A 22,598-nucleotide genomic window follows, 5' to 3' on the forward strand; every position below is an offset into this window, starting at 1 on the left:
CCAATACGCAAAGAAACGCCAAAGGAGGCTATCATGACCGAAGTACAATCCGTCGCCACTGCGGCAACTAACGCAACTATTGAATCCTCTCGTCTGTACGAACGCGACGGTGCCTACATCCCCCGTATCGCCGCCGTGCACGACCTGTGCGGCTACGGCAAGTGCTCGCTCGGCGTGGCAATTCCCGTGCTGTCTGCGGCAGGATGCGACGTTTGCCCTGTTCCAACGGGTCTGTTCTCGTCGCACACCGCTTTTCCCGGTTGGTACATGCACGACACCACCGCCATTCTCGATGACTACGTGAGCGCATGGACGGGCATTGGCGTCGACATCGACGCAATTTATTCCGGCTTTTTGGGTGCGCCTGAGCAAGTGAATCTCATCCGCCGTCTGTACGACCTGTTCCCGAACGCGCTGCGCGTGGTTGACCCGGTTATGGCCGATCACGGCAAGGTGTATCCCACATATACCCCCGAGCTATGCGACGCCATGGCACAACTCGCACATGGCGCCGACGTTCTTACACCGAACCTCACCGAAGCCGCCATTATCTTGGGCGAGCCCATCGGCGAGAACTGGTGCGGTACAGACATCTCAGATGAGGAAGCTGCCCGCATGATCCACGCACTACAGGAACGCGGCGCGAAGAATGTGGTATTAAAAGGCATTCAGCGCAACGGAGAAAGCATCATCCGCAACTTCGTGGGCACGGAAAACGGCTGCATTGAGGAAGTAAGCAACGAGTACGTACCCTACATGCTCCACGGAACGGGCGATGTATACTGCTCGTGCTTGCTCGCAGCCATTATGGCTGGCAAGACACTAGCGGAAGCTGTTGCATTCGCGGGTGATTTCACGCACGACTCTATGCTGGTCAGCGCCAAGCAGCCCGATTTCAAAAACCGCGGCGTTAGCTTCGAACCTCTGCTGGGGAAGGTAACCGCACTGCTGTAACCAGCGATGATGCGCTGGTGTTGATGCTGAAAAAACGGCGACATCAGCGCGCAAGCGGAATAATCGATCGCACTGATTGAGGGCGGCACGGCGCATCGGGCCGCCCTCAATCAGTTAGAAACCGCTCGAAACCCGTTCGATACGTTCGTTAAATGTAGCTCATTTGCGCAGATGTGGTGTTATACCAATGCTGCCAATTCGGTGGGCAATACTTCTTCGCAGCAGCCTCCGAAATAGTGTAACCATACCCACGCGCCAAACCACGCACATGAGTGTCAATAGCTTCTTCCCAACTACCCCAGCTCGAGCTTCCCCATCCCCATGCGTTATGGGGAAGGAAGCATGCAGCACCCAAACTGCTTTCGGTGTAGGCGATGGCAGGTGACCAACGCGGATCGACACCGTAGTTCCATGCAGCTTCAGCGAATGCGGTGCCCTGACCCGCCAGAGGCGATCCAGCAAGGTAAGCATCAATACGATTCGCCCATTCGCTTACGAATGCCGTTTTGTCCAAGCTCCAGTCAGCATCGTCGGTGGTTATACCACCCGATACCTGTTCTCCCGATGAAGCGCCGCTCGACGATTCGGAAAATTCCTGTGATGTTTCTTGATCAACCTCTGCAGCTGCGCGTTCGTCGTCCTGCTGTTTCTGAGCCGCTGCGGCCGCTGCAGCCTCGGCAGCCGCACGTTCAGCAGCTTCTCGCTCCGCTTGTTCCTGTGCTCTACGTTGCGCATCCTCGCGAGCAGTCTGCGCAGCAGCAAGCGCGTCGCTGGCCTCGTCAAGAGCCTGGTTTGCTTCGACCTTAGCGTCGGCTAAGGTCGCTTTCGTACGATCGAGCTCGTTACTCAGAGAAGCTAACTCATCAATTTCCGCCATGTTGCGGGCATGCAGATGATCAAGGTACTCATACGTAGTCAGAAAGGAGTTCAGGTCTCCTGCCCCCAGCACCATATCGATGAGTGCATGAACCTGCTGCTGGAACTTGTACATGAAACGCATCGCCTGCGCGCTTCGCTCCTGTTGTTCAGGAAGGGCAGCCTCGATTTGTTCAATACGCTGCTCATTGTCGGCAATCTTGGCGTCCAGCTCATCAACCAGTGCAACTGCTTCGTCGTAGGCAGCAGCCGTACGCTCGACCTCCTGCTGAGCAGCATCGGCTTCGGCATCAATGTCGGTGGTTTTGGCACAAGCGACGCGCGGAGCAGCAAAGCTCACAGCCACCATGCACAACATTAAAGCGAGCACACAAAGAGCAGCATGGATTCGACATCGTGCCGCGCCCGCTCGCGTCTGTTCCGTTTTCGCAAGAACCATATCGTCCGTTTCTCGTACGTTTCACGTTTGCGCACGCACAGCCGCTTCGGTACGAGCTGCCCGCGTATTCAGTTGCGCAGCACGCAGCCAAACAACCTATAACATTTTATTATAGGAACGGAGCCACAACAGAAGCTCAGATGACACGAAAACCGCATAGACACAGAGAGAATCCTCAGCGGATTCTTGTCGCAACCGACACACCCTACACGCCTGCCATAGCTTTGCGCGACGGAACTTGCGTCCGTACACGCCACAGGAAATTCCGCCACATGAGGCGCTTTTAGAACCGCACCTTTTGTTTGCCGTTGCGTAAGCGGAGCAAGAACAACACCGCAAAGGTTGCCGTGAAACACGCCGTTATGGCTTCGGCAGCGGGGAAGGTTGCCCACACGCCTATCATACCGAACGCCTGAGCCAGCACAAACGCGCAGATGAGCATGGCAGGAAGCCCTCGAATGATCGAGATAGTCAGCCCTCGACTCGGAAGCTCCACTGCGCTGAAATACGCCGCCGCAACAATGTTGGCCCCCGCGAAGAAATACCCCACGAAGTAGATGCGCATGCCTTGCGCTGCCAACTGCGTGAGCGTAGGGTCGTTGTCACGATTGAAAGCCAGCGCCAACGGCTCGGCAAACGCGAATACCGCCGCATAGACAGCAACGGCGATAGCCAGTGCCGTTGCCAGTGCCATGCCGAGCACGGCGCGCACGTCATGCGCATCGCCGCGTGCATAGGCATTACTGGCCAGCGGCTGCAACCCCTGGGCGATGCCCGTGAACATAGCCGTCGCCACGAACGAGAAGTTTGCCACCACGCCATAGGCGGCCACACCGATAGTTCCCTCGAAATGCAGAATTATGAGGTTCAGCACCAGCAGCACCAGCCCACCGGATGCTTCCACCACAAACGACGAGAAGCCCAGTGTCAGTTCGCGACCGACAAGCCGCGCGTCAAACGCCATGCGCACTGGCCGAAACGTGCTTCGCTTGCGCACAAAGTGCGCAAGCAGGATACCGATACTTATCGCCGGAGAGAACCCCGTGGCAAGCGCCGCTCCGAACATACCCCACCCAAAGCCAAACACGAATAGCCAGTCACCCAGAATATTCATAAAGCTGCTTATAACCATGGCTGCCATTGCCAACTGCGGAGCGCCATCGTTGCGCACGAACGGCAGCAACACATCGTTGAGCAGGAATAACGGTGCGAAAGCGAACAGCACGCGCAGGTATTGTACGGTTAAATCGAACGTGTCTTCACGTGCACCCAGCGCAATGGCAAGCTGCGGAGCGAGTGCCTGTACGGTGGCCAAGAACAGCGCCGATGCTATCAATGCGACGACAACCGCCATAGTGAACGCTCGATTGGCCCCCTGCGTATCGCCACACGACTTCCTTACCTGAAACTCCGTCGCCGCGCCAATGCCGAGCATGAGCCCCGTTGCGTGCATGAGCGTATACACCACGATTGCGTAATTGAGCGCGGCCAACCCTTCGGGGCCAACTCCGTTAGCAATAAAGAAGGTGTCAGCCAGAATGTACACCGACACACCCAACATGCCCAGCACGTTCAGCGACACATACTGGGAAAACGAACGCGCCACGCTCGTGCCGCCCATACTGCCCGATCTGCCTTGCTGGTCACGCCGGCCACCAGGACCACGCCCGTCACCAGAGCCACGCCCGCTGCTCATGTCACGCCCACTGAGCCCTTCGCTGTTTTCCTCGTCGCGCCGCTTATCAGCGGACATTTCAACCTCTCGCGCCATGCTCGACCTTACGCTTCCAACGCAATAGCATAGGCATCGTTGCGCGCGATACCGAACTCATCTACCAACGCGCGCGCGATCTGTTTCTTGCGCATGCCTGCATCCGCAAGCTGGTGGGCGCGCACACGAGCCGCCTCTGTGGCAGCGTCCGCATCGGATACGCGCTCTGCTTCGCTTTGTCCGTCGATAACGATAACGATCTCGCCTTTTATACCAGCACCCTTCCCTGTCGCAGCGCTGGTCTCGCGTGCGCGAAACTCGTCTCGCACCTGCCCCGATACACCGGAAACAACCTCTTCGTGCAGCTTCGTCAGCTCGCGGCACACCGACACGCAGCGCAAGGGGAGCACATCAGCAATGCAATCCAAGGCATCGACCAGCCTATTCGGGCTTTCGTAGAAAATAAGCGCCGCATCGAGCGCACGCACAGCCTCAAGTGCCGCTGTGCGCTCGGCATCTTTTCGCGGAAAGAAGCCACCGAAGAAAAACCGCGGGTTCGTGCAGCCGCTGGCCACGTATGCTGTTGCCGCAGCGGTTGGGCCAGGAAGAACCTCCACCGCTACACCTGCTTCGCGCGCTGCACGTACCAAGCGAAGCCCCGGGTCAGACACGCCCGGCATACCGGCATCGCTGCAATAAGCGATCACTTCACCATCACGCACTCGTTGTACCACGCCTTCAGCGCGACGAGCCATGAGTGTCTCGTCTAAACGTTCGACGCGCTTTTCGATACCAAACGCGAGCAGCAGCTTGCCCGTAACGCGAGTATCTTCCGCACACACCACATCGGAAGTACGCAGCGCTTCGAGTGCGCGGGCCGTCATGTCGCCCAAGTTCCCAATGGGCGTGGGTACAATGATAAGTTTTCCGGTCACGCCTTACGCTCGCTTCGTTTCCACCTCGAGCTCACCGCCATGCGACTGCTCGCCGCGAGCGCCATCGGCGTCCACAAACCAATCGCGCGTGGAACGAGCCTCATCTTCCTTGGCAGCCAGGTTCGCCTTAGCAACGGCGATCATCAGTTTGATGCGGTTGAGCTGGTTCACCTCAGATGCACCGGGGTCGTAATCGACCGCCACAATGTTACTTTGTGGATAGCGGCGACGCAGCTCTTTGATCACGGCTTTGCCAACCACGTGGTTCGGCAAGCATGCGAACGGCTGGGCGCACACCACATTCGGACAACCGCCGCGAATCAGTTCGCACATCTCGGCGGTGAGGAGCCACCCTTCGCCCATGGAGTTGCACAGCGACAGGATTTCACTCGCGTATTCAGCCAGCTCATAAATGCTTGCGGGCGGCTCGAAACGGCTCGATGCGCGCAGCGCGTCGTTCACCGGCTTGCGGAACCTTCCAATGACCCCCAGTGCCAGCCTGCCACCGAGCGCACTTTTCGCCGAGCGGCCAAGCGGGTCTTTCTGGAAAATCGACCCCGCCACGCCAAACAGGAAGAACTCGATAAGGCCTGGCACCACAGCTTCGCAGCCTTCGCGCTCGATGACGTCGACCAGCTGATTGTTCGCTGTAGGATGGAACTTCACCAGAATCTCGCCGACCACGCCCACACGCGGCTTGCTTCCCTCACCTACAAGCGGAATGGTGTCGAAATCTTCAACGATGCGGCGTACTGTGCGCTTCCATTCGCCACGGCGAACGCCGCGCGCCAGTTGCGCCTTGCAGTCGGCCATCCACGTGTCGAACAGCCTATTCACACTGCCGGGTTCCATTTCGTAGGGACGCGTGCGATACAAACACTGCATAAGCAAATCACCGTACGTGAGTGCGTACACAGCTTGCAAGAGCATCTTCGGCGTAATTTTGAATCCGGGATTCTCTTCGCCGAGATCTTTAAACGACAGCGCGATAACGGGAATATGCCCCAGTCCCACACTCTTGAGCGCCTTGCGGATAAGAGCGATGTAATTCGTGGCACGACATCCACCGCCGGTCTGTGTAATGAGCACAGCAAGTTTGTCGGTGTCGTATTTGCCACTCATCACCGCTTCCATGATTTGCCCGGTTACCAAAATCGATGGGTAGCAGATGTCGTTGTTCACGTACTTTAAGCCCGCATCAACCGCGCCATGATCAACACTGGGCAAAAGCACCGCGTTGTAGCCGAAGCGATGAAAGATTGGCACTAGCAGCTCGAAATGGTACGGCGCCATTTGCGGAGCCAAAATCGTATAGCCGGCGTCCTTCATCTCCTTGGTGAACTGCACGCGCTCGAACTGCGTCGATTCGCCTTCGCGCTGCTTGAAGCGCTGCGTCACCTCGCTGTTAGCCTTCTTTGTGAACGTAGCGGGCGCACCGGGAATACCCAGCTCAGCATCGCTTACTGCACGCACGGCCTGCTTCGTGGCATCCTCATCCGTGACGATCTGAGCCTCAGACAGGTCGAAATCGCACGCCGGACAGCCACGGTCGGTGAGCGCGGCATCCATGGCGGCGCTCGCAAGGTCATCTTGCTGGTCTTTCAGCGCGGCCAGCAGACTGCGCACGCGAATGCGCGCGGCACCGAGGTTCGATACCTCGTCGATTTTCAGCACGGTGTACACCTTGCCGGCGGCCTCTAAGATCTCCTGCACCTGGTCGGTTGTCAACGCGTCCAAGCCGCAGCCGAAACTGTTCAGCTGGATGAGGTCGAGGTCACGCCGCTCGGTTGCCACCTTAGCAGCAGCGTAGAGGCGCGTATGGTACATCCACTGGTCGACCACGCGAATGGGGCGCTGCAGCGTACCCAGATGTGCAATTGAGTCTTCGGTGAGCACCGCCAAGCCGAAGCTGGTTAAAAGCTCGGGGATGGCGTGGTTGATCTCGGGATCGTTATGGTAAGGGCGCCCCGCCAGCACAATGCCGTGCGTGCCGGTTTCTTCCATCCATGCAAGCGTTTCTTCGCCCTTGGTGCGCATGTCGGCCTTGAACGCCTCGTCTTCGGCCCACGCGGCGTCCACGGCAGCGTCCACTTCCTCTTGCGTGGGCACGCCAGATGCGCCCATCAGCTCAGGGTGAGCTTCCATGAGCTCCACATAGATACGCTTCTTCAGGTGCTCTTTCTGATCGTACGGCAACCACGGGTTCAAAAACGGCACGCTTTCGGTGCGTAGCTCATCGATGTTTAAGCGCAGCGCCTCGGCATAGCTAGCTACAATAGGGCAGTTGAAATGGTTGCCCGCGGTGCCGTCTTCTTGGCGCTCCCACTTGCTGCAGGGAAACCAGATAAAGTCGGGATGCTTCGCCAGCAGGTTCATCACGTGTCCGTGCGACAACTTCGCCGGATAGCACACGCTTTCCGACGGCATCGATTCGATACCCGCCTCGTAGGTTTTCTTTGTTGACGGGTCACTGACAAGCACGCGGAAACCCAGTTTCGTGAAGAAGGTAAACCAGAATGGGAAGTTCTCATACATGCTCAGCGCGCGCGGAATACCCACCGTAGCGCGCGTTGCTTCCTCAGGCGACAGCGGCTCATAGCCGAACAGGCGCTTGCTTTTGTACTCGTACAGGTTCGGAACGTTTTTCGCCTCGTTCTGCACGCCCGCGCCCTTTTCGCAGCGGTTACCCGTGATGAAGCGGCGTCGCTTGCCGGTTTGTTCGTCGCGGCCGAAGTCATTCACCGTAAGCAAACACGAATTTGAGCAACCCTTGCAGCGCACCGTGCGGTGCGACGGCGTAAGCGACTCGATTTCCGCAAGCGGCAGCATCGAGGTGATGGGGGGTTCGACGTCAGCTGGGCCCTGCCCACGCTCCACGGCAGCCATGCACGCGCGGTCATACGCATCGCGGAAGCGGTCGCGCGCAAGGAGCGCAGCACCGTACGCACCCATGTTACCGGCGATGTCGGGGCGCACTGCGTTCACTTCCGACAGCTGCTCAAACGCGCGCAGTACGGCATCGTTTAAGAAAGTGCCGCCCTGCACGATAACGCGGGTGCCTACATCGCGCGGGTCACGGATCTTGATGACCTTGAACAGCGCATTCTTTATGACCGATATCGCCAAGCCAGCGGCGATATCGCCCACCGTGGCACCTTCCTTCTGCGCCTGCTTAACGCGGCTGTTCATAAACACCGTGCAACGACTTCCCAGGTCAACCGGATGAGCAGCAGAAATGGCAGTTTTCGCGAAGTCAGATACGTTAAGGTTTAAGCCACTCGCGAAGCTTTCGATAAAGCTACCACAGCCCGACGAGCACGCTTCGTTGAGCATGATGTGGTCGATTACGCCGTCTTTCACCCGCAGGCACTTCATGTCCTGCCCGCCAATGTCTAAGATGAATTCCACGCCCGGCAGCATCTCCTGCGCGCCGCGCAAGTGCGCCACCGTTTCAATTTCACCGGAGTCGACGCGCAGCGCCTCAAGCAGAAGCCCCTCGCCGTAACCGGTGACCGTGGCATGTCCGATTTCTACCAGCGCTTCGCCGGTAACGGCATTGACCGGCAGTTCATTGTATAAGTCGGCGATGGCACGCTTCGCGCAGCCAAGCACGTCGCCCTTGTTGCTGACATACGTGCTCCACAACAGCTCGCCCTCTTCGCCGATGAGCGCCGCCTTAAACGTGGTGGAGCCCGCGTCAATGCCCAGATAAGCCATTCCGGTGTAGTCCATCAGGCTGCCGCGCTTCACGCACTCGGTTGCGTGGCGTTCGTTGAATTCCGCAAGCTCTTCCTCGTTGGCGAACAGCGGGGCTAAGCGCACGACCTCAGAACCTTGAACGTCGCCTAAATTCTTCAGGCGCTCGAGCACGTCGCTTAAACGCTCGGCGCGCGCCATGTCGCTTGCCGCACCGGCGATGGCACAACCGCTTGCCACGAACAGGTGTGCGTTCTCGGGTACAATAATGTGGTCATCATCCAAGTTGAGTGTTTCGTAGAAGCGGCGGCGCAGCTCAGGCAGGTACTGTAACGGGCCACCCAAAAACGCCACATTACCGCGGATAGGACGTCCACACGCCAGGCCCGAGATGGTTTGCGTGACGACCGATTGGAAGATGGATGCAGCGATGTCTTCCTTGCGCGCGCCCTCGTTGAGCAGAGGTTGCACATCGGTTTTCGCGAACACGCCGCAGCGGCTGGCAATGGGGTAGATGGTGGTGTGGCTTTGCGCGAGCTCGTTCAGACCGCCCGCATCGGTATCTAAAAGCGCGGCCATCTGATCGATGAAGGCACCTGTGCCGCCGGCGCACGTGCCGTTCATACGCTGCTCGATACCCTGATCGAAGTAGATGATCTTCGCATCTTCGCCGCCCAGCTCGATGGCCACATCGGTTTTGGGAATGAACGTTTCCACGGCTGTTTTTGAGGCAATAACCTCCTGCACAAACTCGATACCCAACCATTGCGCCAAAAGCAAGCCGCCCGACCCGGTGATGGCAATGGTCATGGGCTCATCGCCGTACTCGACCGCCGCTTCGGAGAGCACTTCGACGATGGTCGCACGCACGTCAGCATGATGGCGGCGGTACACCGCCCAACGCACCTGGTTGTTATTATCGAGAATCGCCAGCTTCACCGTAGTTGAGCCAACGTCGATGCCGATATGCAGATGTTCGTCAAAACCCATATGCAGTGTCCTCGGTTACGATTGCGTTCGTTAACTCCCAGTCACAGGCCTGTTTGTGCAGCCAGACGTATGACGGGCCCATACAGCCAAAGCACCAAGGCCACACGACCAAAGTGCTTGTTTTCTCCCACTGAACTAATTTTAGCATTCGGCTTTTTTTGATTATCGAGCGCCCAAACTCAAATTGCATCAACAGAAAGAGAACAAATTCCCCGCTTGCAAGTCAGCGGCAAAGCTCCACGGCAGGCGCGCCTCTGCAACGAGCAGGCCCTGGCAAGTCTCCGCAGCAGCTACGCCCGAACTTAAGGAAATACCGTGGGAAACGTCAGCGGTTCGCGCGGCGACGCACACGGAAGTCGCCTAAGCGCTTGCGGGGAGCCGCGCCACTTGCAACGCCTTGCGCGCCTGTCCGCAGCGAAAGCGCTTTGCCTGGGCATCGGGAAACACACGCTCCACACCCAATGCATGCTTGCTGGTCAAACGCAACAGCAACGCCACCGATCAGGCTAAACGCCCCAACAGGACAACTTTGTACGCATTCGTGAGGGCATACACTCAAGCACTTCGAGCCGTCGCGTTCGCAAACAACACCGCGCCCGCGCTGTTCCCTACCGCGCCCGCGACCTTCTTCACCACACTCTCGCTTTTCCCTATTCATGCGCATTCTCCAATCTTTACCCACACTTCCTTATCCCGCCATCGCGGTTTTACCATGCGCGCCACTCGTCGCGCACCGAGGTTTGCTATCCTATGCCAGACACATCAAACCGTCAAAGGAAGCGACATGCAAATAACCCCCGCGGAAATTCGCGAAACGCTCGCGATGGTGAACAAGCAGAACCTCGACATCCGAACCATCACGCTTGGCCTAAACCTGCGAGCATGCACCGATTCTGACGTCGATACCATGGCGCGCAAGGTATACGACCGCATGACCCATGCGGCAGAGCGGTTAGTTCCTACCGCTGAACAGCTCGAACGTGAATTCGGTATTCCTATCGTGAACAAACGAATCTCTGTTACGCCCATCGCCGAAATTTGCGCGGCCACCAACGCTACCGACCTGTCACCCATCGCGCGGGCTATGGATCACGCCGGCAAAGAGGTAGGTGTCGATTTCGTCGGCGGCTTTTCTGCACTGGTACACAAAGGTGCCAGCCGCGCCGACAACTGCCTGATGGAATCGATCCCTGAGGCACTGGCCACTACCGATCGGGTATGCTCGAGCGTAAACGTGGGATCAACGCGAGCCGGCATTAACATGGACGCCGTACTGAAGATGGCCGGTATCATCCGCGAAACCGCCGAGCGCACCGCCGACAACGAATGTATGGGCGCAGGCAAGTTGGTGGTGTTCTGCAACGCCGTTGAGGACAACCCGTTCATGGCTGGGGCTTTCCATGGTGCCGGCGAGGCCGACGAGACCATAAACGTGGGCGTGTCGGGCCCGGGCGTGGTGCGATCGGTGCTAGCTGACCTGCCGAAAGACGCCGATCTGACCACCGTGGCAGAAGCTATCAAGGCCACCGCGTTCAAGATCACCCGCGCAGGCGAACTCATGGCACGCGAGGCTTCGCAACGCCTCGGCTACGCGAAGGGCATCCTGGACCTGTCGCTTGCCCCCACCCCAGCCGAAGGCGACTCTGTTGCCGAAATTCTTGAGGCCATTGGCGTGGGACAATGCGGCGGCCCGGGCACCACAGCGGCACTGGCCATGCTCAACGACGCCGTGAAGAAGGGCGGCGTTATGGCGTCAAGTTCCGTCGGGGGGCTTTCCGGCGCGTTCATTCCCGTATCGGAAGACGCCGGCATGATTCGCGCTGCGGAATCCGGCGCACTGTGCTTGGAGAAACTCGAAGCCATGACCTGCGTGTGCTCGGTTGGCCTGGACATGATTGCCGTTCCCGGCGACACCACGGTAGAAACGATAGCGGGCATTATCGCTGATGAATGTGCTATCGGAATGATCAACAACAAGACCACCGCTGTGCGCATCATTCCCGCCATTGGGCGCAGTATGGGGGAGCGCCTAGAGTTCGGCGGGCTTTTGGGATACGCACCCATCATGCCCGTGAACAAGCATGCAGGCAGCGTGTTCGCTCACCGCGGCGGCCGCATCCCCGCGCCTATCAACAGCTTGAAGAATTAGGGTTACCCAAGAGCTAAACGTACCGATTGAGGATGCCGGCCCTTCACCAACGGGCCGGCATTTGATATGTCTAGCGTTTCGAAATGGCAAAGGTGGACACCACTGCCAGCGATCTCACTGTCATGCAACCAAGCTAACGCTTAGCACCTTCGCAGCTTCTTCGAAGCCCGGTCATTCTACCGATAAAACCTCGGATATGTTACCGATACACCGCGCGCTTCGCGGATGCCATCAAGCGATGCCGCCGTCAAATGGGCAAGTCCCTCGTAGAAGGGATGTTCGGCTGCCTCGGCAAGCTCATCGAGGAAATGCCCCGACCACGTGAGGAAGTGATCGCGCAAAAACTCGTCTAGACACGTCGGCCGCTCACGCGCAAGCGTTGCCATAAGCGCTAGCATGAGCCCGATATGATCTTCGGGCGTGCGCTCATCCTGTGTGCGGGCAATGCCATGTGCCCGCATCCACGCACGTAGCTCGAGCGTACTTTTGCCAAACACGACCATTTCGCGGTCAGTATATACCGACCCCCAGGGTGGTGTAGGCTTCTTACCTGGACCAATAAACAAACGGCGATATTCCCACATCAGATCGTCATCTGACAAGAAACGTCCTTCGTCGTCGCGGCAGGTAGCGAGCGAGTCAACCATCATGCGAAGCGCCGATGCCGCCTGATCCTCCGGAACAAACGGCCATGCGGGTGCGGCGGCCTCAACATCGAGATCGACCATCGCCTGAAACGACACAGCTGCCGCGCCCTTACGCGGGTCTTGCAGGTAGAACGGGGAAAGCGCCTCCCCAATAAACGCGATCGCCTCAAGTTGATCGGCGTCGCGCAACTCAAACTCGTCGGTGTCGCACAGCATTTCGTCGTCGCTTTGGACGCTCTCTTGCTCCGTCATAGTTCCTCCTTACACCTTTTCCTGCCGCTTTCTCCTTATGCAAGCGGCAGGAGACCTTCTTCTAAGCGCTTTTGTAGAAGCGCCTTGCGAGATTCTCTTACGGCGTCGGACATGATGATGTGGCCGTAGGCTTCAGTGGGAACGTCGTCGATAATGTCATTGATGATTCGCATGTCAACCGCCGTAAGAAAACGGCTGATAGCAGCTTTTAAATCGGGATTGGCGCTGTTCCTCATGTAGTCGAAGGGATGAATGGCGTGGCTTTCGCCGTTCTCGTCAACCAAACGATAGCACGACACATTGGCACCGAACGCATCTTGCTCGAGCGCTTCGGCACTCGCCATGCGTCGCTGAGCCACGGAAGAACTCCGCTTACTGAACAGGGAGCTACCTAAATCGTACACAGGAGCCAACTCATAGGTCATGTTTTGCCTCATGAGCAGGCCCCAGTTGCCGTTGTTTCGATCGGGATTCTTAATGAACGCATCCACCACGAACATATCCCAAAACCGCTCGCGCACACCAGGTGTTCGCTTGAGCAGGTCGGACGTTTCTATCGCAGCCAAAACATCTCCGAGATAGACGCTTTCACCATCCGACGGAGCAGAACTGAATCCTGCATTGTCGTCTGACAGGGCATTCTTGATGTCCTTAAACTCGAACAGACGCGAGTCGGGAAACGTGAAGTCCTTGCAAGCGCAGACGATCTTGCCATTTCGATAGGCGAGGAAAGTTTCGTGCGCGGGAATACCCAACGACTTGTAAATGAGGGCACCAACATGCTCGGAAACAGGGCTTGACGTGTACGAGGGAAGATGACGACCTTGCAAGTCACGTGTTGTGCGCGGGTACTTCGCGATCCACGGCTCCCCTTCAAAGACAATGCCTTCTTTCTGGCCGGCGCGCCCGCCATAGAACAAGCCGCTTATTTTACATTCACGCAGATCAACAACGTCCACGAAGCTTTCCTCCCTGTGCGATTCTCTCGACACCATTGTAGCCGATTCGCCCTACGAGAAGGCACCATTCGGTGGATTCAGAGCGGGCGAAGCTGGCGGTGGAGCTAGTCGCGAGTGAGCTTGCGATGGACGCGATGCGGTTTGGCGGCTTCCTCTCCCAAACGCTCGATCTTGTTCTTCTGGTAGCTGTCGAAGTTGCCTTCGAACCAGAACCAGGCACCGGGGTTTTCGTCAGTGCCTTCCCACGCCAGAATGTGTGTGGCAATGCGGTCAAGGAACATGCGATCGTGGCTAGTCACCACAACGCAACCGGGAAACTCCATGAGCGCTTCCTCGAGGCTTTCCAACGTTTCGACATCAAGGTCGTTCGTGGGTTCGTCAAGCAGCAGCAGGTTACCGCCTTCTTTAAGCGTGAGCGCCAGGTTCAGGCGATTGCGCTCGCCACCCGACAGCACGCCTGCCGGTTTCTGCTGATCGGAGCCCTTAAAGCCAAACGCGGCAACGTACGCGCGGCTGGGAACTTCGGTGTCACCCACCTGCATGAAGTCGAGCCCGTCGGACACAACCTCCCACAGTTTCTTGTTCGGATCGATATTCTCGCGACCCTGATCAACGTAGGATACCTTGGCCGTCTCGCCCAACGTAAGCGCACCTGACGTGGGTGCTTCCTGCCCGACGATCATCTTGAACAGCGTCGACTTACCCACGCCATTCGGGCCGATGACGCCAACGATGCCATTGCGCGGCAGGTTAAACGACAGGTCGTCGATGAGCACGCGATCACCGAACGCCTTGTGCAGGTGCTCAGCACGCAGCACTTCTGCCCCCAAGCGCGGACCGACGGGAATGTGGATTTCCGTGAAGTCAACGCGCTTTGACGCAGCTGCTTCGGCAACCATGCGGTCGTAGTTCTCCAAACGGGCCTTACTCTTCGCCTGACGAGCCTTCGGCGAACTGCGCACCCACTCGAGTTCCCGGCGCATGCGCTTGGCTAGCTTCGCGTCTTTTTGGCCCTGCGCCTCCATGCGCGCCGCCTTCGTTTCCAAATATGTGGAGTAGTTGCCCTTGTACGGGAACAACCGCCCGCGATCGACTTCGCAAATCCACTCGGCCACATTGTCGAGGAAGTAGCGGTCGTGCGTGACAGCCAGCACGGCGCCGGGATAGCGCTTCAAGAACTGCTCGAGCCACAGCACCGACTCCGCATCGAGATGATTCGTAGGCTCGTCAAGAAGCAGCAGGTCGGGCGCTTCAAGCAACAAGCGGCACAGCGCCACGCGGCGACGCTCGCCGCCCGACAGCACGCGCACCGGCATATCGGGATCGGGGCATTGCAGAGCGTCCATCGCCTGCGACAATTGGCTGTCCAAATCCCAGCCGTTCTTCGCATCGATTTCGTCTTGCAAACGGCCCATCTCGTCCATGAGTGCGTCGAAGTCGGCATCAGGCTCGGCCATTTCCATGCCGATAGCGTTAAAGCGCTCGACTTTTGCCAGAATATCGCCGAATGCCATCTGCACGTTTTCGAGAACGGTCTTGTCGTCGTCAAGCGGCGGCTCCTGCTGCAAAATACCCACCGTATAGCCCGGCGTTAAGCGCGCCTCGCCGTTCGACACGTCTTCGAGCCCTGCCATTAGCTTCAGCAGCGTCGACTTCCCCATGCCGTTCGGGCCGACCACGCCGATCTTCGCGCCTGGATAAAACGACAGCGACACGTCGTCGAGGATAACCTTGTCGCCGTGGGCCTTACGGGCCTTATACATTTGATAGATGAATTCCGCCATGATGCTCCTTGCTCACGTGGGGCGCACCGCTCCCGCGTTTGCGGCGCGACGTGCGGTTGCGCGCTCGTATGCGCGCCTGCCCAGGGGCTTTCCGAATGTCGTCTATTTTCGCATGGAATGTTGAAGAGGGCGAGAAGAATTCAAGGGAACAGAACGAGCGCTCGTGAACGCGCGCGACGAGCTATTCCCCGAAGAACGCTCCCGATTGACGCCCCCACAGGTGCGCGTACGTGCCGCCCGCTTCGACCAACTGGTCGTGTGTTCCGTCTTCCACCACACCGCCATCGCCAAGCACCACGATGCGGTCGAGGTTCGCCACCGTGCTCAACCGATGCGCCACCACAATGGCCGTACGGCCGCTCATCAGGCGTGCGAGTGCATCTTGTACGAGCGCTTCGCTTTCCGAATCGAGGGCGCTGGTAGCCTCATCGAGCACCAGAATAGGGCAGTCGGCCAGCATGGCCCGCGCGATAACAATGCGCTGCCGCTGCCCACCCGATAGCTTGATGCCGCGCTCGCCGGTGATGGTGTCGAAACCCTGCGGCAGCTTCTCGATAAACTCAAGCGCGTTCGCCTGCCGCGCCGCCTCGCGAATTTGGTCGATGGTTGCATCGGGTCTGCCGTACGCAATGTTTTCGGCGATGCTACGATGGAACAGCAGCGACTCCTGCGGTACGTACGCGATGTTGCGACGCAGGCTTTGCTGTGTGACGCGCGCAACATCTTGCCCGTCAACAAGGATACGCCCTTCCTGAATGTCAACCAACCGCAGCAGCAACTTTGTGAGCGTAGTTTTTCCCGCCCCACTCATGCCCACCAAGCCAACGCGCTGACCAGCGGGAATGTGCAAGTCGAAATCGTGGAATACGCTCGTTTGTACGCCACCATCGTCGTAGCTAAACCCGATGCGCTCGAAGTCGATAGAGCCTTCGCGCACCACCAGCGGCGTTGCATCGTCAACGTCGGCCACAAGCCGCGGTTCATCGAGCACCACCGTCATGCCACTCGCATCGCCGAACGCACGGTTAAAGCGCTGCAGCCCCGAGTTAATGAAGTTGAACTGGATGGTGATGGTGTAGGTGTAGGTGAACATCATCACCAGCGTGCCCGCCGTAATACCGAACCACGCGTTGCCACCTGAAATGAACACCGTCACCACACTCATGATGACAACCGCCAAGCATGCGGTAATAATGCCACGCGCCAGCGACGAACGCATCCGCTTCGAATCACGCGCAACTACTTCCTTATTCGCCGCATCGAACAAGGCACGCTCGTAGTCTTCTCGGCCGTAGGTTTTCACCGACAGAATGTTCGTAACAGCATCGGAAAGCTCGCCTGACAAGTTGTTCTGCGCCGTGGCAGCCTTCTCGTTTAAGTGCAGGATGCGCTTGTACATGATGTAAGACACGCTGGCATACACCGACAGTAGCACGAGCAGCACGCACACATACACCGGAACGCGCGGGCCTAACAGCACACACACATAGATGATCGAGCCCGTGACCGGCAGAAACGGATGCACCATCGCCTCAACAAGCTGGTTGTACGCGCTCATGAACTTCGAGGTTTGCGACACCAGCGTACCGCCGAAGCGGTTCGTGTGGAAACTCATCGATTGGTTCGACAGCGCGTCGAATGCCATGGTTGCAAGATCGTAGTTCACGGCAATTTCGAGCTTCCACAGCGTGTAGTCTTGCAGCTTACTGCACGTTTGCCCGCACACGTTGATAAGCACCAACGCAGCAATGTAAGGCCCGAACACCTGAAACACCTGATCGGGTGGAACTGGAGAAGAACTCACCCGGTCGACGATAAGGCCCATAACAAACGGGTTGCCGTACGTTTGAAATCCGCCGAACCCAAGCGTCGACAGAACCAGCGCCACAAACAGCCCTAAGTGGTTCTTTGTCGCCACCCAATAATAGTGAAGCGTGCGGCGCGTAACGGAAGGGCGCGCTTGCTTGCCACCCTGCTCGCGCTGCTGATCTTGGCCGCTCTGCCCGCTTTGTCCGCCCTGCTGGTTCTGCTTGTGCTGCTCGCTCTGCTCGCGCTGCTGCCCGTCGCACGTGTTCGCATTCTGCTTATCCGACATACACCGACCTCACCAAATACTCCACGTTGCCTTCCGCCCCTCGAATGGGGCTTTCCACCACGCCTGTTACACGAAAGTTTTGCGCGCCAAGTGCCGCGCACACCTCATCGACCGTGCGCAGGCGAACTGTCTCGTCGCGAACGATGCCGCGGTCGGTTTCGTTGTGTGCCGACTCGAACTGGGGTTTCACCAGCGCAATGAGCACGCTTTCCTGCCCGGGTGCCGCCCCGCGTTTGCACAACCCCGCAAACACCGGCGCTAAGTCGGCGAGCCCAATGAAGCTCAAATCGGCCACCAGCACGTCAAAAGGCGCCCCCAGTTGCTCAGGCGTTGCAAGCCTGATATTTGTCCGCTCGAAGATGCGCACGCGAGCATCTTGCTGCAACTTCCACGCGAGCAGCCCGTAGCCAACATCCACGCAGGTAACCTGTACCGCGCCCGCCTGTAGCAGGCAATCGGTGAAACCGCCGGTCGATGATCCGATGTCGATACAGCGCAAGCCGCGCACGCTTTGCCCGAACGCGTCGAGTGCGCCTTGCAGCTTGTGCCCTCCACGCGACACGAAGCGCTTGCGGCCGCGCACGAAGATGCTGGCATCGGGGCGAACCTTCATGGCCGCACTGGTTGCATACACGTCATCAACGCGCACCTCGTGTGCGATAACGGCCCGCAACACCTCGTCGCGAGATTCGAATGATCCCTGCTCAACCAACAGATCGTCGAGCCGCACCTTCCGCATGCCGCTAAAAACCTTTGAGGTTAGGGCAACAATAGCTGGGCGATCTGTACTGCGTTCAACGCCGCCCCTTTGCGGATTTGATCGGCGACATTCCAAAACGCCAAGCCGTGCTCCACGGTGGGGTCTTTACGCAAACGCCCCACGTACGAGCCGTCGGTTCCGGCCAGCAAGCCGGGCATGGGGTACACGTTGTTCGCCGGATCGTCCATGAGGGTGATTCCTGGCGCAGCCGCAAGCGCAGCGCGAGCAGCATCCACCGTCACGTCGCCCTCGAACTCCACGTTGATGGATTCGCCGTGGCAGCGAAGTACAGGCACGCGCACGCACGTAGCGGCAACCTGAATATTGTCATCACCCATGATCTTCTTGGTTTCCACAACCATCTTCCATTCTTCCTTAGTGGAAGCGTCGTCGAGGAATTTGTCGATATGAGGAATGCAATTGAACGCAATACGATGCTGGAACGCCTTTACCGTCAGCTCGTCGTCGGGTGTGCCGTTGAGGTACTCGCGCGTCTGGTCGTACAGCTCGGCCATGGCAGGCGCACCCGCGCCGCTGGCTGCTTGGTAGGTGGACACCACCACGCGCGTGATACGCGACAGCTCGTAGAGCGGCTTTAAGGCCACCACCATCTGGATGGTGGAGCAGTTGGGGTTGGCAATAACGCCATTGTGCCAACTCACGTCGGTCGGGTTCACCTCGGGCACCACCAGCGGCACGTCTGCGTCCATACGGAACGCGCTGGAGTTGTCGATCATAACCGCACCGGCAGCAACCACGGCCTCGCGCATGGCGTGCGACACGTCCGACCCAGCACTGAAGAGGGCAATATCTACGCCCTCAAACGCCTGAGGTGTCATTTCTTGCACGGTCAATTCGCCTGCGGCAACCTGCCCACAGCCGTCAAAAGGCACCGTTGTACCGGCACTGCGAGCCGACGCCAACGCGCGAACTTCGCTCGCCGGAAAATCGAGATCATGCAGCACCTTCAAAAACTCGCGTCCCACCGCGCCCGTTGCTCCCGCAACCGCCACCACCGGGTTTGCCGGCATTTCCTTCGTCCACGCCATAATCTTCTCCTTGTTCGCAAAAACCCTTATCGTTCGTACTTGATGTAAAAGCTACTGGTCGTTCGTAGAGTCAGCGAGAAGCGTTCCGGTGCTCCAGATTGACGCGAAAGTGCGAGGAAGCGTACTTTGGTACGCGACGAGCACTTGGAGCGGCAAGATGGAGTGCCCGAACGCTTCGTAGCGTCGGCCCGTTCCGTCGATCGTTAGATCGACGGAACCATCAGCGGCCTTTGTTCATCTTCGCGGCGATTTCTTCCGCAGAGAGCATTTTTTCCTCGAACACGGTGTCGGAATCCAAATCGAATGCGGTATGCAGGCAGCGCACTGCGTCGGTTGCTTGCGATGCTGCCACGATAACCGACAGGCGAATGGGCGACGTTGATACCGAGATGATGTTGATGTCGTTCGCGCCGAGCGTGGTGAATGCTTTTGCGGCCACACCAGGCTGCGACTTCATGCCCGTTCCTACCAGACTCACCTTGGCGATGTCTTTGTCCACCAGATATCCGGTCGCGCCGATTTCCTGAACCAGACGGTCGAGCGTTTCCTCCGCGCGATCGATGTCGGCAACGGGGCACGTGAAGCTGATGTTCGCCAGCCCATCAAACGACGTGTTCTGGATAATCATGTCGACGTTCACCATATTGCCGGCCAGCGCGGAAAACACCTTTGCCGCCACGCCCGACGTGTCGGGAATGCCTCGCAGCGTGAACTTCACTTCCGACGTATCGTGCGCAATGCCGGTGATGACGGCTTCCTCCATATCGGGTTCCTCCTTGATGTAGGTGCCTTCCGCATCGGAGAATGCCGAGCGGGAATGAATGACCACGTTCCATTTCTTCGCAAACTCAACCGCGCGCGACTGCAGCACGCCCGCACCGGCGCTGGAAAGCTCGAGCATATCGTCGTAGGAAATCTGGTCGAGCTTCTTGGCGCGCGGACACACGCGCGGGTCGGACGTGTACACGCCGTCGACGTCGGAATAGATTTCGCAGACGTCGGCGTTAATGCCCCACGCCACCGCAACCGCCGTGGTGTCGGAGCCGCCGCGGCCAAGCGTGGTCATGTCGTCGTTGGCGTCGATACCCTGAAAACCAGCAATAACGGGAATGTAGCCCTCGTCAAGCGCGGCAAGAATGCGTTTGCTGTTGATGCTGGTGATCTTCGCTTTGTTGTGCGTGCCGTCGGTTTTGATTCCTGCCTGGCGACCAGTGAAGCTGATGGACTTGTAGCCGCGCGCCTCAATTGCCATAGCCAGAAGTGTCATGGACACCTGCTCGCCCGTGGACAGCAGCCGATCCATTTCACGCGCCGGCGGGTTGGCATTGAGTGCCTTAGCAAGACCCACCAATTCGTCGGTGGTCTTGCCCATAGCGGACACAACCGCCACCACCTTATGCCCTTCCTGGCGCTTCGCGATGAGCCGCTTGGCAACGTTGCCGATGCGCTCTGCGGAAGCGACGGACGTGCCACCGAATTTGCAAACGATAATTGACATGGTTTTCCGTTCTTGACGTGCTTAAATCGACAGCCCCACACTATAGCAAACCAAAGCGTTGCCGACAGCCCCCGCAGGGGCGTTTACCGGTATTTAACGTCAGGCGGTACCGATGTCAGTAAGTTGAGCACAGGCACCATTTCGCCAACGTGCATGTCAAATGATCCCTTAGCACACCGAAAACGGGCCCACCGTTTGGCGGGCCCGCACTATGCGAAGTCGTTCTTCAGGAAACGCTGTTCTTAACCGGCACGCTACAACGTGAATAAGCCGAGCGATTGCAGCAGTAAGATGGCCAGCAGCACGGGGCACACGAACTTCATCATGATGACGTACAGATGACGGCGCTGGAACTTGAACTTGCCCCCTTGCTCAACTTCGTCGATGATGACTTTCGGCTTGACAACCCACCCGAACAAAATGCAAGTGAGCAGCGCCAACAGCGGCATGAACAAGTTGTTCGATGCGTAGTCCATAACGTCAAGAATCTGTGCAACCGCGCCGTTGGGCAGCGTCAGTTCAAAGTAGAACACGTTGTAACCCAGGCACACGATAAGCCCCGCAATAAGCGCCCACATGGCCGTGATAATCACGCTTTTTTTGCGGCTCAGTTTAAACTTGTCTATGATGCTCGACACAATAGCTTCCATGATGGACACAGCCGACGTAATGGCAGCGAACGTAACCAACAGGAAGAACAGCAGGCCCACGATGGGACCGGCAGCACCCATGGCAGCGAACACCTTCGGCAAACTGACGAACATAAGGCCAGGTCCTGCGCCCATGCCCTCAACGCCCATGAACACGAACACGGCGGGCACGATCATCAAACCGGCGAGCATGGCGGCCAGCGTGTCGAAGAACTCGATGCGGTTGATGGACTGCATGAGGTTCGAATCGCTGCGCGCATACGAGCCGTACGCAACCATGATGCCCATGGCAACGCTGATACTAAAGAACAGCTGACCGGTCGCATCGGTGAGAACCACCAGGAACTGTTGCAACGTGATGCCCGAGAAATCGGGGATCACATAAACAGCCAGACCCTCCAACCCCGTGCGGGTAACACCTTGCGCGTCGGTATAGGACAGCGTGAGCGCGAAAATGGAAATACCCACGATCAAAACCAGCAAGATAGGCATGAGGATGCGGCTAGTGGTTTCGATACCTTTGTTCACGCCGCGATACACCACAACAGCCGACACACCCAAAAACACGATCATCCACACGATCGGTTCAGCGAAGCTGGTAATGTGCCCTGTAAAGAAGCCATCCTGCGCGGCATCGGCACCACCGAACGTAAGGAACGTGGCCAGGTACTTCAGCACCCAACCGCCAATAGCGCAGTAGTACGGCAAGATGATAACCGGCACCAAGCAGGCAAGCACTCCAAGGAAACCCCAGCGCTTGTTGATTTTGCCGTAAGCAGTCAGCGGCCCTTGCCGCGTCTTGCGCCCAAGCGTCACCTCGGTGGTGAGCAGGGCGAAGCCAAACGTTAAAACCAAGACCAAATACACCAGCAAGAACAGGCCGCCGCCATCCTTTGCCGCCAAATACGGGAAACGCCAAAGGTTTCCTAGGCCGATTGCACTGCCGGCGGCTGCAAGCACGAATCCAAACGATCCGGTAAAGGTCCCCCGCTTGCCCGCGAGGCTGGGCCCCTCCGTCGCGGACGATTTCATTTCTTCCATTCCTTCTCCTTTGCCGTGTGTGCATCGGGCGCGGCTTCACGAAACTAAAGAAACGCACATGCGCGGCCCGCACAGCCGCCCTGACGCAAAACATGTCCGAGAAACATACCACG

The 22,598-nt window shown here is 58.1% G+C and carries 15 protein-coding genes; 2 read left to right on the top strand and 13 right to left on the bottom strand.

The window, feature by feature from the left end:
* The first annotated feature begins 33 nt into the window (after positions 1-33).
* Complete coding sequence (locus G7Y44_RS04595) at positions 34-954, top strand: PfkB family carbohydrate kinase (protein ID WP_165247945.1); 921 nt, start codon at positions 34-36, stop codon at positions 952-954.
* A 148-nt stretch (positions 955-1,102) separates the two neighbouring features.
* Here the strand turns inward: G7Y44_RS04595 and G7Y44_RS04600 are convergent, their stop codons facing one another.
* The 5 genes from G7Y44_RS04600 to G7Y44_RS04620 all read right to left on the bottom strand — a co-directional run bounded on the left by G7Y44_RS04600 (position 1,103) and on the right by G7Y44_RS04620 (position 10,259).
* The gene (locus tag G7Y44_RS04600; protein WP_165247946.1) at positions 1,103-2,179 is read right to left on the bottom strand and encodes a coiled-coil domain-containing protein; all 1,077 of its coding nucleotides are present in this window, start codon (positions 2,177-2,179) and stop codon (positions 1,103-1,105) included.
* Positions 2,180-2,552: 373 nt separating this feature from the next.
* Positions 2,553-4,040 (bottom strand): MATE family efflux transporter, encoded by a 1,488-nt coding sequence (locus G7Y44_RS04605; RefSeq protein ID WP_241159185.1) that lies wholly within the window; start codon positions 4,038-4,040, stop codon positions 2,553-2,555.
* Between the two features lie 8 nt (positions 4,041-4,048).
* Positions 4,049-4,915, bottom strand: coding sequence for a 16S rRNA (cytidine(1402)-2'-O)-methyltransferase (gene rsmI, locus G7Y44_RS04610; RefSeq protein ID WP_165247948.1), 867 nt, complete (start codon positions 4,913-4,915; stop codon positions 4,049-4,051).
* 3 nt (positions 4,916-4,918) lie between these two features.
* Entirely contained in the window at positions 4,919-9,601 is a 4,683-nt protein-coding gene (locus G7Y44_RS04615) for a 2-hydroxyacyl-CoA dehydratase (protein WP_165247950.1), read from the bottom strand.
* A 325-nt stretch (positions 9,602-9,926) separates the two neighbouring features.
* On the bottom strand, positions 9,927-10,259 hold the full coding sequence (locus G7Y44_RS04620) for an ATP-binding protein (RefSeq protein ID WP_165247952.1): 333 nt from the start codon (positions 10,257-10,259) through the stop codon (positions 9,927-9,929).
* Positions 10,260-10,385: 126 nt separating this feature from the next.
* Here G7Y44_RS04620 and G7Y44_RS04625 point away from each other — a divergent pair, with 126 nt between their 5' ends.
* Positions 10,386-11,750 (top strand): PFL family protein, encoded by a 1,365-nt coding sequence (locus G7Y44_RS04625; RefSeq protein ID WP_165247953.1) that lies wholly within the window; start codon positions 10,386-10,388, stop codon positions 11,748-11,750.
* A 176-nt stretch (positions 11,751-11,926) separates the two neighbouring features.
* Here G7Y44_RS04625 and dmsD read toward each other — a convergent pair whose 3' ends face one another.
* The 8 genes from dmsD to G7Y44_RS04665 all read right to left on the bottom strand — a co-directional run bounded on the left by dmsD (position 11,927) and on the right by G7Y44_RS04665 (position 22,485).
* Complete coding sequence (gene dmsD / locus G7Y44_RS04630) at positions 11,927-12,649, bottom strand: Tat proofreading chaperone DmsD (RefSeq protein ID WP_241159186.1); 723 nt, start codon at positions 12,647-12,649, stop codon at positions 11,927-11,929.
* A gap of 35 nt (positions 12,650-12,684) precedes the next feature.
* Entirely contained in the window at positions 12,685-13,608 is a 924-nt protein-coding gene (locus tag G7Y44_RS04635; protein ID WP_165247955.1) for a HipA domain-containing protein, read from the bottom strand.
* Between the two features lie 104 nt (positions 13,609-13,712).
* The gene (gene ettA / locus G7Y44_RS04640) at positions 13,713-15,392 is read right to left on the bottom strand and encodes an energy-dependent translational throttle protein EttA (protein ID WP_165247957.1); all 1,680 of its coding nucleotides are present in this window, start codon (positions 15,390-15,392) and stop codon (positions 13,713-13,715) included.
* 181 nt (positions 15,393-15,573) lie between these two features.
* The gene (locus tag G7Y44_RS04645) at positions 15,574-17,487 is read right to left on the bottom strand and encodes an ABC transporter ATP-binding protein (protein WP_165247959.1); all 1,914 of its coding nucleotides are present in this window, start codon (positions 17,485-17,487) and stop codon (positions 15,574-15,576) included.
* A complete protein-coding gene (locus tag G7Y44_RS04650; protein WP_165247961.1) occupies positions 17,477-18,226 on the bottom strand; it encodes a TlyA family RNA methyltransferase in 750 nt (249 codons plus the stop codon). Before G7Y44_RS04650 ends, G7Y44_RS04645 begins: the two co-directional genes overlap by 11 nt.
* A gap of 20 nt (positions 18,227-18,246) precedes the next feature.
* The gene (locus tag G7Y44_RS04655) at positions 18,247-19,296 is read right to left on the bottom strand and encodes an aspartate-semialdehyde dehydrogenase (RefSeq protein WP_165247963.1); all 1,050 of its coding nucleotides are present in this window, start codon (positions 19,294-19,296) and stop codon (positions 18,247-18,249) included.
* Between the two features lie 220 nt (positions 19,297-19,516).
* The gene (locus G7Y44_RS04660) at positions 19,517-20,794 is read right to left on the bottom strand and encodes an aspartate kinase (RefSeq protein WP_165043898.1); all 1,278 of its coding nucleotides are present in this window, start codon (positions 20,792-20,794) and stop codon (positions 19,517-19,519) included.
* Between the two features lie 254 nt (positions 20,795-21,048).
* Positions 21,049-22,485, bottom strand: coding sequence for a sodium-dependent transporter (locus G7Y44_RS04665; protein ID WP_241159187.1), 1,437 nt, complete (start codon positions 22,483-22,485; stop codon positions 21,049-21,051).
* Positions 22,486-22,598 lie beyond the last annotated feature (113 nt).

The sequence above is a fragment of the Adlercreutzia sp. ZJ141 genome (genome assembly GCF_011038965.1).
Classification (GTDB): Bacteria; Actinomycetota; Coriobacteriia; order Coriobacteriales; family Eggerthellaceae; genus ZJ141.